Consider the following 14,328-nt stretch of genomic DNA (forward strand, 5'->3'; position numbering starts at 1 on the left):
CCTCGCGAGTTCCGGCGCTCAATGGATTCTGCAACCTTAGTGTGACGCTGTGTCCGGGATTACAGGGTCAACTCCAATGACCTCGGCGAGGCTGTCAGGAAAGACCATGCAGACGAGCCAGATCAGCTTGCCGAGCACGAGCCAGGGCTTGCGCAGCCAGTCCTTGGCGGTGGGCAGGTCGGTGCGGAACTTGGTGGCCCAATCGCGGTAACAGCGCAGGAAGGTCTGCTTGCGTGACAGGCGTGGTGGTACGGGCGGCGGCTTGGGCAGCGCATCCGCGCCTTCGTCCATGAAGAGCTGCAGATAATCCCAAAGCTGTCGGGCAGATGTGCCCTGGTCGCGCCAGCCCAAATTGCCGCAGGAGACGAAGATTTGCTGCGGCGAGGTGCGCGCCGTGTCTATGCCGATCAAGTAGAGCGGATAGCGGTCGGAATAGCCGGCGGTACTGACGAGCGGGACGTAGCCGGCGAAGGCCTGGAGGGCGTCCCAGTCCAGCGCCGTGAAATGTTCATCGGAGGGACTGACGACATAGAGCTTTCGCGTGCCGCGATGGAGGCGCACGAAGCTGCCACGGAAGCGGCCAGAAGAGCCGCGAGCAAGCAGATATAAAACGCCGGCGATGAATACAGCTAGCATGCACATACCAATTGGATACGTAACAAGTCCCCAAGTCATCGGAGCGTCTACCACATAGAGGCCCAAAGCGGAGATCCCGAGGCACGCTATAGCTACAACGCCAATTCCACTGGCATATACGTTCCGCGAAATGTTGCCTTGGAGTTCCAACTCGACGCATTGGTCGCTCACGCGCCGTACGCCCAGTTCCTGCTGTAGCAGGTCAGGCGTGCTGGGGATGGCATGGCGATCCGGTGTGCCACGCCACAAGCGGGTGGCGCCGATGAGCAGACTGGTAGGCAGGCGTCGGAGGGGCGGGGTAGCTTGATGCATGTCAGCCCTCATGCTTCAACGCGCGGCGGTTCCGCCGCTTCTTCGTCAGCCAAGCCACAGAGCTTATCGATCTCGCTCGGAAACTGCGCATAGGGCACGTTGTATTCGATGACCTCGGCGAGGCTGTCAGGAAAGACCATGCAGACGAGCCAGATCAGCTTGCCGAGCACGAGCCAGGGCTTGCGCAGCCAGTCCTTGGCGGTGGGCAGGTCGGTGCGGAACTTGGTGGCCCAATCGCGGTAACAGCGCAGGAAGGTCTGCTTGCGTGATAGGCGTGGCGGTATGGGTGGAGGCTTGGGCAGCGCACCCGCGCCTTCGTCCATGAAGAGTTGCAGATAATCCCAAAGCTGTCGGGCAGATGTGCCCTGATCGCGCCAGCCCAAATTGCCGCAGGACGCGCAGATTTCCTGCGGTGGAGTGCGTTCCGTGTCGATGCCGATTAGGTAGAGCGGATAGCGGTCGGAATAGCCGGCGGTACTGGCGAGCGGGACATAGCCGGCGAAGGCCTGGAGGGCGTCCCAGTCCAGCGCTGTGAAATGTTCATCGTAGGGGCTGACGACATAGAGCTTTCGTGTGCCGCGATGGAGGCGGGCGAAGCTGCCCCGGAAACGGCCTGCAAAATTCCGGAAGCAGTAGTACATCGCGACTGCGATCGCAACAGTGACGAGGAATCCAAACAGAAGTTGGCCCCACGCAGGGGGCGAACCTGTCGACGTATCTAGGAGCCAAAGTGAGATACCCCCCCCTTTTCCAACAAGTAGGGATATTCCAATAAAGCTTGCGTAGACGTTCCGCACGATGTTGCCTTGAAGCGCCAACTCGACGCATTGGGCGTTCACGCGCCGTACGCCCAGTTCCTGCTGTATCAGGTCAGGCGTGCTGGGAATGGCGTGGCGATCCGGTGTGCCACGCCGCAAACGGGTGGCGCCGATGAGCAGACTGGTAGGCAGGCGTCGGAGGGGCGGGGTAGCTTGATGCATGTCAGCCCTCATGCTTCAACGCGCGGTGGTTCCGCCGCTTCTTCGTCAGCCATGCCACAGAGCTTATCGATCTCGCTCGGAAACCGCGTATAGGGCACGTTGTATTCGATGACTTCGGCGAGGCTGTCAGGAAAGACCATGCAGACGAGCCAGATCAGCTTGCCGAGCACGAGCCAGGGCTTGCGCAGCCAGTCCTTGGCGGTGGGCAGGTCGGTGCGGAACTTGGTGGCCCAATCGCGGTAACAGCGCAGGAAGGTCTGCTTGCGTGATAGGCGCGGGGGCACCGGCGGCGGCTTGGATAGTGCATCCGCGCCTTCGTTCATGAAGAGTTGCAGATAATCCCAAAGCTGTTTGGCAGATGCGCCCTGGTCGCGCCAGCCCAAATTGCCGCAGGACGCGCAGATTTCCTGCGGCGAGGTGCGCGCCGTGTCTATGCCGATCAAGTAGAGCGGATAGCGGTCGGAATAGCCGGCGGTACTGACGAGCGGGACGTAGCCGGCGAAGGCTTGGAGGGCGTGCCAGTCCAGCGCCGTGAAATGTTCATCGTAGGGGCTGACGACATAGAGCTTTCGCGTGCCGCGATGGAGGCGCACGAAGCTGCCCCGGAAGCGGCCTGAAAAGTTTCGGAAGCAGAAGTACAGCGCGACAGAAGCGGCAACGGCGATACAGGGCATAAGGAAGAGCAGGCCCCATACATCAACGGTTATTGGGGGCGTCGATATTGACCAGGCATAGACCGCGGTTCCCACCCCAATGAGTAGCGATTTGCCGACAAAGCTTGCCCACACATCCCGCACGATGTTGCCTTGAAGTGCCAACTCGACGCATTGGTCGCTCACGCGCCGTACGCCCAGTTCCTGCTGTATCAGGTCAGGCGTGCTGGGAATGGCGTGGCGATCCGGTGCGCCACGCCGCAAGCGGGTGGCGCCGATGAGCAGGCTGGTGGGCAGGCGCTGGAGGGTGTTGGGGGAGCATTTCATTTGGGAGGCCTGACGGGGGTCAGTTTGGCAGGATCAATGGTCGGAGAGAGCCAGCCGGACGAGGTAAAGACCAAGGGCTCGGGCGCACCGGGCTGTTCAACGCCGATCGTTGGCAGTTTTTGCGGATCGGGCCGGAAGAAATACTTCAACTCGACCTGGGCATCCTTGTGCATGGCGATGCGCCAGCCGCGCTCCACGCCCACACCATCGGTGAGCGGCCCGATGATGTAATGGCTTTCGAGGTTGATCAAGGCGCCCGGACGCGTCAGCGCGCTGTTCGCGTCGATCTTTTCTAGCGGCTGCCCGCGCAAGAGCACCCGTAGATCGGTCTGCAGGTCATTCATCGCGTAAGTGGCGGCAACGGTAAAGCGCAGCCGCAGGATGCCGGCGATACCATGCTCCGGGTCCCACACGGCACTGATCTGAGGGCTGTATTGCAGGCTATGCCAAGCTTCCAACTCCTGCGCCAGCGAGTAGCGGGGCGTGAGAATGCCCCAGGCGGAGTGGCGGAGCAGGATTTCCACCGGACCGTGTTGTGCCGCGTCCGCCTGAATCGTGAAAAAGACGACAGCTCCCACGGCCAGGATGGCAATCAGTGCCCAGCCGAAGGGCGTGATGCCTAGGGTCCAGAGCGGAGCGGCGGCGCCGGTCAGGGCGCTTAGGCTAACCATGCCGCCCGCTGCGGCGGCAAAAGCTGATACGCCGCCGAACACGGCGGATTTCAGATACATATCGGCTTGATCTGGATTTGCCTGGTTCCAGGCTTTCACACTGCGCGCAGCGTCTGTTACCGCCAACACCGCGGCTGCCGTCGATCCGAGTACCGTGGTTCCCCACTTCAAGCCGAAGGCTTTAATGACGTGGGCCAGTGCGTCATTGCCTCGTTTCTCAACTCCCCTAGAGAAGTGAAGTGCGGTGATCTCAATTGCGGCTCCGACGAGCGCAAGACCGGAACCAAGGAACCCGCCCCAGTTTTCGATGGCCTTCGATTCGTTCGTTAGGTCCGTAATCGCATTCCTCATCCCCCAAATCGCCAACCCACCTCCAATCCAGGTAAATCCGAACCCCACCGGCCCCCGCAAGCGCTTGAGATTGCGCAGCAAGGGATTGCCGGACGGATCCATCGGCCTAGGCTGCCCGATGACATGAGCGGTACCCACCGTTTCAAATTCCCACACGTCGACCTGTTCGACCATCGACACGCGCGTGGTGCCGGGCTTTAGGCCTGGCGCGGTATCGACCTGGACTCTCCAACGGGTCTCGCGATCCTGGAAGCTTGCATAGCCCTGCACCTCCAGACTCCATGCGAGGTACTGGTCGCGGGATACCGAGCGGCAGCCGAGCACGCACGCGAAGCGGCGTTCGGCCAGATGACGCCAGCGCCTGACCTGGATGTCGGCCTTCTCCACGGGGGCGGTGGCGACATAGGAATAGATGAGCCGCGCGAGCATGTCCGTGACGACGGTGCCGGGCCGCTCGTCGAGCATCTTGTCCACTACGTCGAAGACGCCCCTGGCGAGGGTGAGCGGCGTGGCAAAGCGATTCATGAGCGGTTCGTCGCCCGCGCTCAGGGCCTGCCACAGCGGGCTGACTTCCGGCGGCTGCTCAATGATCCTCGCCAGTTCGGCCCGACCGCCCTCCGTGTGCACGGCGGCGGCGAGGCAGTTCAGCACGGCGATTTCGAAGTCGCGGGCATTGTCGGCGCACGACAGGTCAAACAGCTTGAACGCTTTGCCGACGAGCAGGGACGCGTCTACCAGCTTGACCCATGCAGCGACGTCAGCGCCAGTTTTGTCGACCGGGACTTGCAACGCTTTCAGTGCTTTCTCATAGGTCGGCCGGAAGGCGCGTGCGCCCTTGAGGTCGACGAGTTCGCGCTGACGTTGGAGTGCATGTTGGGTGTCCGGCGTCTGGGCCTGCCGTTCGGCATAGGTGAAATAGCCGTCGATCAGCGCGGCGCTTTGCAGTCGGTGCTTGCTGGCCTTCTGATAGTTGTCGCGCTTTTGCACTTCCAACGCGCAGAGATGCCCCAACTCGCTGGCGATACCGATGGGGTCCTGCAATGCCACCGCCAACGGCGGCGTGTCGTTGCGCGGCACCAGCGCAATGTGCATGGCGCTGAGAATACGGGCGTAGTCGGGCTTGTCGGTTCGGAGCTTGATCTCGCTCCACGGGTAGTCTAGTGCCACACCCGACACGGAAGCGATGAGTTCCGGTGTGGCGTTGCCCAGCAACACGGCATCGAACACATGACGTTGTTCGGGGCCGCCACCGGGTTTCACGGTCGTCGCCAAGGCGTCGCGCAGCCCACCCTCGTTGGTTTCGATCCACCAGAGCGTGCCGTGCGTCAGCAGCGTGTCGCTGACCATCACGTAGACGGTATCGGCGGTGCCCTTGTCCGGCGCCAGCAAATAAGGGGTCGCGCGTGTCTCGTCGGGACGCGCCACGCGGCCGGGCGCATCGTCGTTATAGTCCGCGGCAGTCCACTTGATGGGCGCGAAACGCACGTCGGCTGTCACCTTGTAGTGCGTCGTCATCATGCGTCCACCTTGATAAAAGAACAGATAGACGTAGGTGCCAGGGCGCAGCACGCGCAGGCCATAGGCCTTGCCATCTTGCAGCGCAGGGTAGCCGGCCACACTGAGCTTGGGATAGGCCTTCGCATCGTATGGTTGGTCCGCAATGCCGTAGCGCAGCGGATAGAGGGGAATGCCATGCTCGCAGGGCGGTGCGGATAGGCTGTCGCGGGTTTTGGCGTTGGGGCTGTCCGGTTGCACGGCCCGCTGGAGGCGATTTGTCATGGCGGCGTGTGCTTAGAAGGTGAGGGACGCAATCTGGGTCAGACGCGCCGTGATGGCAAACAGTCTTGACATGCCGTGGTCTTCGCGCCGGTTCAGCAGCGCATGCACGGTTTTGTCCTCGACGAAAGGCTCGCGCGGATAGCGCAGCCGCAGTTCCATGTAGTAGCGGATATCGCATTCCAGCCGGAAGCCGAACTGATGCGCTTCATCGGCGAACGTCGCCAACGACCGACGCAAGACAAGCTGCGCGTCGGCAGGAGCGTAGGCGGGGAAGCGTCGCGTGAGCGTATGAGCAAACTCGCGCATGAACCACGCACGTCCAGCCAGGTTCAACGCGGCTTCGTCGCCTGGCGTCAATGCGAGGTGATGATCGATCGACAACGGTGGCGCCTTGCGATCAGGCGCATCGGCACGCAGCCAAGTGTTGGTTTGCGTTTCACCGTCGTGCCAGATGCAAGCTTCAATCGGACCGAACAGTTGGGCGCGCTGGTCTTCGGGCAGTGCCTCGCAGCATTCTTCGAGCGCGCGTGTGATGTGCAGGCCGAATGCGACGGGCCATCCGTCCGCAGCGATAAACTGATGCAGCCCCTGCACGTGGCTGACCAACACGTTTTCATCATTCGGTCCAAGCAGAATCACGCCAGCTTGCCGGGGTATCCAGATCGCGACGGCATGGGCCAGCAGCGCCGCATCCAGTGGGACCAGTAATGGACCGTGGCGATAGCCGGGAAGCGCGTACTCCAGCGGCGTATCGCGCCATACCCAGCGGTAGTCGAAGCCATGGATGGTCGCGATAACTTCTTCCTCCAACGCTTCGCTATGCGCGCCGCTGAGCAAGAGCCATGGTCGTGGACCGGATTGCAAAGCCGACCAGGCCGGTTCGACGATGGCGCGCACGACCTGGCGTGGCCAGCCTGCGTCGACGGTGTGCGGTTCCATCAAGCTGCTCCTTTACCGCAGGGGCAGGGTTTGCGCGGGCAGGCACCGTCTGCGCGCATCGCGCAGGCACGATCCATGGGCAGGCCGGTGTTAGGGGCGCCGGCGATGCCCAGCGCATTGCCGCGCCCGCCGGTTTGCAGGCGCAACGGTCCTTCGAGCTTGATCGCGATCCCGCTGATCGTGATTCCGGATGCATCGATACGCAGCGTCCCACCGGGACCCCTGATGACGATGACGTTGGCGGCGCCCAGTTCATAGACGCGGGTTTTTCGGCGAATCGCCTGACCGGCGGCCAATTGCGCATAGCCTGCGACCTTTTCCTCGAGATGTCCGCCAATCGTGATCGAGTGGTTGGCGGTGGTCGTGTCGTGGCGGTGGTTGCCGACTGCTTCGGTGCGGTCTTTGCCGATACGGACAGTGTGATTACGCTCGATGGCAAGGAAATCGTCTTGGCCGATCTGATGCCGCCGGTCCTGACCGATCGTCACCTGTTCGTCGTTGCCGACCGTTTCCTTGCGGTCGTGGCCAATGGCGACGGTTTCATCATGTTCGACGTTTTCGCTACGGTCATGGCCGACGAAGGTAGTTTCGTCATGGTTGACGTGAATGCTCTGGTCTTTCTGCGCGTGGACGAAGATTTCTTCCTGATCCTTCTCGTCCTCGAAGCGCAGCTCGTTGAAGCCGTCGCCCTTGTGGGTCTTGCTCTTGATGGTCATGCGCGTCTTGTGGCGCGGCAGCTCGTAGGGCGGTAGCTGCGTAGCCATGAACGTACGCCCGATGATGATCGGCTGGTCGGGATCGCCGTTGACGAAAATCACCAGGACTTCCTGCCCGATGCGCGGAATGGCGATGTGCCCCCACGTGGCGCCGGCCCAGTTCTGGACGGCGCGTACCCAACAGGAGCTGTGATCATCAAACGTACCGCGGCGATCCCACGGAAACTGAATTTTTACCCGCGCCCACTCATCGCAAAAAATTTCTTCGCCTTCCGGGCCGACCACTGTCGCCGGTTGCGGGCCATCGATGCGGGGCTTGGGCAAGGGCTCCGGCCGCCATTCCACGTCATCCGGCACGAGTTCGGCGGTGTAGCTGTAGTGGGTGCCCTGTTCCGCACCGACGCTGTCTTCTTCCAGGCTGGTGTGCTGCACGCCGCGGTGGCGCATGCGAATGACGCGCCAGCCGCGGTTCCACGCGTCACGCGGGTGATCGGTCAAATCGAAGGCCAAGCCTGGCTGGAGACGTGCGTCATCGCCTTCCACTGTGGCCACCTTGGCGTCGCGGCGATGTCCGCGCAGGCGATTCAGGGTGAACGGCGTTCCAGCCGCATCTTGCTTGTATCTCCCGGGGTAGTCGAAACGCTCGTAGTGATCGCCTTGGTGTTCCAGGTCAGATGCCCGTGGCGAGTGTTCCTGGTTGTAGCGCGGGTGGGTAAAAACGTAGTCGCGCTGGGTTTGCTGGGCGGTGCGGACGTTTTCTGCGTATCGGAACCGCCGCAGCGCGGGTTCCGGCTGGTCGCCGCCGGCCATTGGGTTATACAAGACGGGACCGCCTTGAATTCCTCCGTAAATCCAGAGCCGGTCACAATAGATCAGCTTATGTTCGTTCTCGGTATGCAGAAAGCCGTGGACGAAGCCTTCTTCCCGTGCGATGCGCTCCAAAAAGTAAGCATGGGTGTCGCCGGCTTGTACGCAATATTCACGGGTGAGATGTTCGGTCGAGTCGTCAAAGTCGACGTGCACGATGCGCTGTTCTTTGAGCACCCTGGCGATGATTTGGGGGACTGTTTCGGCCTGGAAGGCCCGCCAGTCGGAGCCGAGTTCGAGGCGGGCGAGTTCCGGTTCGACCACCGCGTAGTAGAACGTTCGCCGGAAGCCGGTTTCACCTTGCTCGAAACTCGAAACGACGCCATGCACATAACGCACAGGAGCGTCGCTCTGCCAGATAGTGAGTGCAGCCGGGCAATCCAGCACTTTGCCGAAGTCGACGGCCGGATCGGCGCTGACGAGTGTCAGCCGTAACCGATACCCTTCGGACAGACCCTCGTCGAGGTCGAACTCGACGACATCAAGCGGGACATCGCCGACCTTCAACGTAAAACGCACATTGGATTGCGCGGCCATCGTCAGGTGTCCATTCCTTATCTGAACTGAAGCGACGCACTTCGTGCATGCCTCAAGTTTCTGGCGGCGTCACAGCGGGATGGATCAATCCATCGTGCGCGATGCCGGTCGATGTGGTGCTGTGATATGGATGCCCATGGGGCACGTTACCGGTGGGAATGGTGGGCCGTGGAGGCGCCACGCGTCTATGAGACGGATCCGAAAATGGGTGCCGTATAAGGCTCGCCTCATTTCGATGCAAAAAGGCGGCGATGGCTAATGGGCCTCAAGGAGCTTGCGCGCGTATCGGCGAGTTGCCGACGGCACGCCAGCATGAGCACGCAGGCGTGGTGAAGCGGTGTGCTTAGCCGACGTGTGAGTTGACCCGATATTTAAGCGAACGGAAAGTTGCATGCGCGTGGGCATGCCGATAGCGCATCGAATTTCGCCAAATTGCAACTAAACGCGATGCAACCAGCCAAGCCAGTGTTCGAGCAGCGGTGCACGCGTCCACAGCGACTGCGCGAGCCACAGCGTGCCGCCCCATGCGGCGGCCACGACGATCAGGTCGCAATGCCCGCTGTTCCACAGGTTCAGTGAATGGCGCCGCCAGATCCACGGCACGCCGAGCGGATTCGGCCAGTCGGCGAGCAGGTGCATCACGCCGCCGCACGCGAAGCCGAACAGCGGCGCGGCCCACAGCGGATGCGGATGATGGATGAGCCCGTGCCACCCGAGTGCGAGCAGCGCGATCCAGCCGATGCCCCAATGCGTGACGGTGCGGTGCGTGATCCACAAGCGGCGCTTGCGGGTCCACCAGGCGACTTCGAGCCAGTCGGGCGCGGTGCCGCCCGCGACGCCTGCCGCGAACGCGGCGAACATGCCCAAGTGCCACGGGCCCGTGGCGCCGGTTTGTGCGACGAGGACGGCGGCGGCGACGCCGGCCGCGAAGCCGGACGCATGATGCGCATTGTGTGATGCCATAGGAAGCGAGACGAAGAAACGTGAAGCAGCGCGTGCAAGAAAAAAATGATGCGGCGCGAAAGCGGGGCGCTATCTTCGCAGATCGTCCGTTGCAGTGGGAGCGACGTTTGAAGATTTTTTTGCACGGGCTGCGCGGCGTGCCGCGCAGTTCGCAACTTTCGGTTTTGTGCGCTGCGTGATGCTGCGTATCGTGTGCAATTTCGACCGATCCACCGGCCTGTTTTGACACCTCGACGTGACCACGCGCGCACAACGCATGCGCTTTCGTTGCACGTCATGTGTTCGACCCTTTTTGTCCCCCTATACTACGAAACCGGAGATGGCCGTCGGCATGCCGGCGGTCGTGAGCGGAACAGGTGCCTTTCCTGCCTGAAGGAGATCCACATGGGAGACATGCAATGACTATGCTGAATCGCTTCAAATCATCCGCTGTCGTGCTTGCGACGGTGGCCGGCATCGGTTTCCTGCCGAACGCGCCGGCCTATGCGAAGGGCCCGCAGCCGGCGGTCCTGACGAGCGCGGCGGTCGCCGTGGCCGACAAGTACAGCGCGGACGCCGCGGAGCGGATCTTCAAGGAAGGCGGCAACGCGATCGACGCGGCCGTCGCGATCGCGTTCACGCTCGCCGTCACGTATCCGGAAGCCGGCAACATCGGCGGCGGCGGCTTCATGACGATCTACAAGGACGGCAAGCCATACTTCATCGACTACCGCGAGCGTGCCCCACTCGCCGCGACGAAGGACATGTATCTCGACAAGGACGGTAACGTCGTCAAGGGCATGAGCCTGTATGGCCCGCGCGCGGTCGGCGTGCCGGGCACGGTTGCGGGCATGTGGGAAGCGCAGAAGCGCTTCGGCAAGCTGAAGTGGAAGCAGGTGCTCGCGCCGGCGATCCACTATGCGCGCGACGGCTTCGTCGTCGACGAACAGCTCGCGCAGCGCGGTGTCGACGCATCGAAGGAGTTCGGCGGCAAGACCAACTTCGACAAATATTTCTCCGGGCTGAAGGCCGGCGTGAACTTCAAGCAGCCGGATCTCGCCGACGTGCTGACGCGCATCGCGAACGACGGCGCGGAAGGTTTCTACAAGGGGAAGACGGCCGAGCTGATCGCCGCATCGATGAAGACCGGCGACGGCAACGGGCTGATCACCACCGAAGATCTCGCGCAATACCGTGCGGTGTGGCGCCAGCCGGTGCAGGCGAAGTGGAACGGCTATGACGTGATTACCGCGCCGCCGCCGAGCTCGGGCGGCATCGGCCTCGTGCAGCTGCTGAAGATGAAGGCGGACCTCAAGCAGGACTTCGAGGGCGTGAAGCTCAACTCGCCGCAGTACATCCACCTCGTCGCGGAAATCGAGAAGCGCGTGTTCGCCGATCGCGCGCAGTATCTCGGAGATCCCGACTTCTACAAGGTGCCGATCTCACAGCTGACCGACGACGCATACATTGCGAAGCGGGCGGGCGAAGTCAACCCGAAGGAGCCGTCGGATACGAAGAGCGTGCAGCCGGGCCTCGGTACGACGATGCCGGAGAAGGCTGAAACGACGCACTTCTCGGTCGTCGACAAATGGGGCAACGCGGTGTCGAACACGTACACGATCAACGGCTATTTCGGCTCGGGCGTGATCGCCGACGGCACCGGCATCGTGCTGAACGACGAGATGGACGACTTCTCCGCGAAGCCGGGCGTCGCGAACATGTTCGGCGTGGTCGGCAGCGATGCGAATGCAATCGAGCCGAAGAAGCGCCCGCTGTCGTCGATGTCGCCGACGATCATGACGAAGAATGGCAAGGTGTCGCTCGTGATCGGCACGCCGGGCGGCTCGCGGATCTTCACGTCGATCTTCCAGGTGATCAACAACATCTACGACTTCAAGATGCCGTTGAAGGAAGCCGTCGGCGCGATGCGTTTTCACCATCAGCTGCTGCCGCCGAACACGATCTTCTGGGAGCCGTACCACCCGATCGAAGGCGAACTCGCGAAGCAGATCGAGGCTCGCGGCTACACGCTGAAGGGGCAGGACTTCAGCGGCGACATCCAGGTGATCAAGATCGACGGCAAGACGCCGGAGGCGATGGCCGATCCGCGCGGACGCGGGGTCACGCGGATCATTCACTGACGAAGGCGGCCGGATGCGCGACCGCCGCGGCGGTCGTGCCGCTGCGTGTCGCCTGACGCTCGGCCCCGGTCGTTCGCCGCGTTGCTTTCGAGGAAGCTGTCCACCGCGATCGGCGACGGCTCGTCGAGCGTGCCGGGCACGCTTTTCAGCGTCAACTGCAGCTTGGGCCCATCGAGATGGCGGTCGAACAGCTTCTGCCGGATGCCCGAGATGTCGCGCCGCAGGTTCAGCGTTTCATACGTCGGGCGGTCACCGACCCGGTGCGCTTTCATCGACGCGTCGTCTGCGAGCCGCGCCGCCTGCAGCGATTGCTGCAGCGCACGCATGCGCATGCCGACTGATTCGAGCGCGGACAGCGCCTCGCGGTGATCGGTGCTGAATTGCTCCTCGACTTCGCGCAGCCGGTTGCGATGCCGCTCGGTCACGTGCTCGGCTTATCCCGTTGCACACGAAGACCACGCTTGACATTCGGGCCGCCGAATCGGACGCTGGCGTCCAATACCTTCAACATTACCGCGAACCCGGTGCTGACCAGCGTGCTGCCCGGATTCCGCTTCTGAGGGGCGGATCGGCCCCTTTTTCATCAATTTGACGCGAGACACTGGGATAATGGTGGAGTTTGGCTGCGTCAATTGAAGGAAGGAGGCCGCATGGACGATAACGATTCCCGCACCGAGACCGACAACTTCACCGATACGGCATCGCTCGATTCGCGCCGGCGCCGTTTCGAGGAAGACCTCGTCGACGCGTACGACGAAGAACTCGAAATGGAGCTCGACGACCGCCGCTTCGACAACGACGAGGATCTGCTGTTCTCGGCGGAGCGCCGGGAAGCGCGCAAGCAGTATTTCCGCGAGCTGTTCCGGCTGCAGGGCGAACTCGTGAAGCTGCAGGACTGGGTCGTGAGCACGGGGCACCGGCTCGTCGTGATTTTCGAGGGGCGCGACGCGGCAGGTAAGGGCGGCGCGATCAAGCGCATCACGCAGCGCCTGAACCCGCGCGTGTGCCGCGTGGCGGCGCTCCCGGCACCGAGCAACCGCGAACGCACGCAATGGTATTTCCAGCGCTATGTCGCGCATCTGCCGGCCGGCGGCGAAATCGTGCTGTTCGACCGCAGCTGGTACAACCGCGCGGGTGTCGAGCGCGTGATGAATTTCTGCACCGACGATGAATACGAGGAGTTTTTCCGCTCGGTGCCCGAGTTCGAGAAAATGCTCGTGCGTAGCGGGATCCAGATCGTCAAGTACTGGTTCTCGATCACCGACCACGAGCAGGAGCTGCGCTTCCAGAGCCGGATCGAGGATCCGCTGAAGCAGTGGAAGCTAAGCCCGATGGACCTCGAGAGCCGCCGTCGCTGGGAAGCGTATACGGCCGCGAAGGAAGAGATGATGCTGCGCACGCATATTCCCGAGGCGCCGTGGTGGGTCGTGCAGGCGGTCGACAAGAAGCGCGCGCGGTTGAACTGCATCCACCACCTGCTGACCCAGGTGCCGTATCACGAGGTGCCGCGGCCGACGATCGATCTGCCGCAGCGCGAGCACCATGAGGACTACATTCGCCGTCCGACGCCGGACAGCATGATCGTCCCTGACGTCTATTGAGCGGTTCGGGCCGGCTGGATCGACCACGGAGGCGCGCCGTGCAATGCGGCGCGTGTCATACCGGATCGGGAATGCGGCTCGGTTGCCGGAATTTCACAGGTCGGGGAAGCCTGAGCGTCCCTGCGTCAAATCGAACAGCTCGGCCTTGGCCGCCGCCTCGGCCGTTTCCGGCAGCTTGATCACGAGCCTCACCGTCATCCCGTACGCGCTGTCCACCAGCTCGTAACCCGCCTGCTCGATCCAGCGGCGCACGCGTGCCTCGTCCGGGTAGCCGATTTCGATCGCGAACCGCGCGTGGCGAATGCGTTCGACGCGCTCGGCATCGAGCAGCGCCGAGGCGATCGCATCCGTATAGGCGCGCACCAGGCCGCCCGCACCGAGCTTCACGCCGCCGTAGTAGCGGACGACTGCGCCGAGCACGCCGTCGAGATCGTGATGACGCAGCACTTCGAGGATCGGCCTGCCGGCGGTGCCCGACGGCTCGCCGTCGTCGGACATGCCGGACTGGCCGCCGGCAAGCAGCGCCCAGCACACGTGGGTGGCCGTCGGGTGCTCGTCGCGCAGGCGCTGCAACGCCTGCATTGCGGCTTCGCGGTCCTCGACGGGGATCGCGAATGCGATGAAGCGGCTCTTGCGGATTTCGAGTTCGGTTGTGCGGGAAGCGGATAAGGTGTAAGTCACGTTGATCGTCGTCGGCATGCACGGGGCATGCAATGGCTTGCCCGCATTGCGGGCGCTTTCTGTCGCGGCCGAGGTGAACGCGGTGCATGGTTCGGCATGCGCGTGGCTGGCCGATGAACGGGACGGCTACACGGCGGCGTCAGACGAAGGATACCGCGAGCGGGCGCGACGGCGGTGAAACCTCTCGCGACGCGC

At 62.8% G+C, this 14,328-nt stretch carries 10 protein-coding genes and 1 pseudogene; 2 read left to right on the forward strand and 9 right to left on the reverse strand.

Translation table 11 applies throughout. From position 1 onward, the window contains the following. Positions 1–36: 36 nt before the first annotated feature. The 7 genes from DIE11_RS11195 to DIE11_RS11225 all read right to left on the reverse strand — a co-directional run bounded on the left by DIE11_RS11195 (position 37) and on the right by DIE11_RS11225 (position 9,731). Positions 37–636 carry a DUF6708 domain-containing protein gene (locus DIE11_RS11195; RefSeq protein WP_124623603.1) on the reverse strand — a complete coding sequence of 200 codons (600 nt, stop codon included), beginning with the start codon at positions 634–636 and terminating at the stop codon, positions 37–39. Positions 637–956: 320 nt separating this feature from the next. Further along, entirely contained in the window at positions 957–1,928 is a 972-nt protein-coding gene (locus DIE11_RS11200; protein ID WP_124623606.1) for a DUF6708 domain-containing protein, read from the reverse strand. An 8-nt stretch (positions 1,929–1,936) separates the two neighbouring features. Next, entirely contained in the window at positions 1,937–2,908 is a 972-nt protein-coding gene (locus DIE11_RS11205) for a DUF6708 domain-containing protein (protein WP_124623609.1), read from the reverse strand. Continuing rightward, positions 2,905–5,709, reverse strand: coding sequence for a toxin VasX (locus DIE11_RS11210; RefSeq protein ID WP_124623612.1), 2,805 nt, complete (start codon positions 5,707–5,709; stop codon positions 2,905–2,907). The genes DIE11_RS11205 and DIE11_RS11210 overlap by 4 nt, the downstream gene beginning before the upstream one ends. Before the next feature lie 12 nt (positions 5,710–5,721). Next, entirely contained in the window at positions 5,722–6,648 is a 927-nt protein-coding gene (locus DIE11_RS11215) for a hypothetical protein (RefSeq protein ID WP_124623615.1), read from the reverse strand. Next, positions 6,648–8,768 (reverse strand): type VI secretion system Vgr family protein, encoded by a 2,121-nt coding sequence (locus DIE11_RS11220; protein WP_124623618.1) that lies wholly within the window; start codon positions 8,766–8,768, stop codon positions 6,648–6,650. The genes DIE11_RS11215 and DIE11_RS11220 overlap by 1 nt, the downstream gene beginning before the upstream one ends. Positions 8,769–9,206: 438 nt before the next feature. Beyond that, positions 9,207–9,731 (reverse strand): metal-dependent hydrolase, encoded by a 525-nt coding sequence (locus DIE11_RS11225; protein WP_059599250.1) that lies wholly within the window; start codon positions 9,729–9,731, stop codon positions 9,207–9,209. Positions 9,732–10,129: 398 nt separating this feature from the next. On the opposite strand from DIE11_RS11225, the gene ggt reads away from it, so the two are divergent. After that, complete coding sequence (gene ggt, locus DIE11_RS11230; RefSeq protein ID WP_124623621.1) at positions 10,130–11,851, forward strand: gamma-glutamyltransferase; 1,722 nt, start codon at positions 10,130–10,132, stop codon at positions 11,849–11,851. A 74-nt stretch (positions 11,852–11,925) separates the two neighbouring features. Here ggt and DIE11_RS11235 read toward each other — a convergent pair. Beyond that, positions 11,926–12,261, reverse strand: a pseudogene (locus tag DIE11_RS11235) (hypothetical protein); the annotation flags it as partial. A 240-nt stretch (positions 12,262–12,501) separates the two neighbouring features. Here DIE11_RS11235 and ppk2 point away from each other — a divergent pair. After that, on the forward strand, positions 12,502–13,452 hold the full coding sequence (ppk2, locus tag DIE11_RS11240) for a polyphosphate kinase 2 (RefSeq protein WP_059599253.1): 951 nt from the start codon (positions 12,502–12,504) through the stop codon (positions 13,450–13,452). A gap of 93 nt (positions 13,453–13,545) precedes the next feature. On the opposite strand, the gene DIE11_RS11245 is transcribed toward ppk2, so the two are convergent. Beyond that, entirely contained in the window at positions 13,546–14,133 is a 588-nt protein-coding gene (locus tag DIE11_RS11245; protein WP_124623624.1) for a YigZ family protein, read from the reverse strand. Positions 14,134–14,328 lie beyond the last annotated feature (195 nt).

This window comes from Burkholderia sp. Bp9012 (genome assembly GCF_003853825.1).
GTDB classification, from domain to species: Bacteria; Pseudomonadota; Gammaproteobacteria; order Burkholderiales; family Burkholderiaceae; genus Burkholderia; species Burkholderia diffusa.

What these genes read in the sequence shown, in the direction of transcription:
- DIE11_RS11225 (WP_059599250.1), bottom strand. Translation starts at nt 9,731, where the DNA reads ATGGCATCACACAATGCGCATCATGCGTCCGGCTTCGCGGCCGGCGTC.
- DIE11_RS11205 (WP_124623609.1), bottom strand. Translation starts at nt 2,908, where the DNA reads ATGAAATGCTCCCCCAACACCCTCCAGCGCCTGCCCACCAGCCTGCTC.
- DIE11_RS11195 (WP_124623603.1), bottom strand. Translation starts at nt 636, where the DNA reads ATGCTAGCTGTATTCATCGCCGGCGTTTTATATCTGCTTGCTCGCGGC.
- DIE11_RS11220 (WP_124623618.1), bottom strand. Translation starts at nt 8,768, where the DNA reads ATGGCCGCGCAATCCAATGTGCGTTTTACGTTGAAGGTCGGCGATGTC.
- DIE11_RS11215 (WP_124623615.1), bottom strand. Translation starts at nt 6,648, where the DNA reads ATGGAACCGCACACCGTCGACGCAGGCTGGCCACGCCAGGTCGTGCGC.
- ppk2 (WP_059599253.1), top strand. Translation starts at nt 12,502, where the DNA reads ATGGACGATAACGATTCCCGCACCGAGACCGACAACTTCACCGATACG.
- DIE11_RS11210 (WP_124623612.1), bottom strand. Translation starts at nt 5,709, where the DNA reads ATGACAAATCGCCTCCAGCGGGCCGTGCAACCGGACAGCCCCAACGCC.
- ggt (WP_124623621.1), top strand. Translation starts at nt 10,130, where the DNA reads ATGACTATGCTGAATCGCTTCAAATCATCCGCTGTCGTGCTTGCGACG.
- DIE11_RS11200 (WP_124623606.1), bottom strand. Translation starts at nt 1,928, where the DNA reads ATGCATCAAGCTACCCCGCCCCTCCGACGCCTGCCTACCAGTCTGCTC.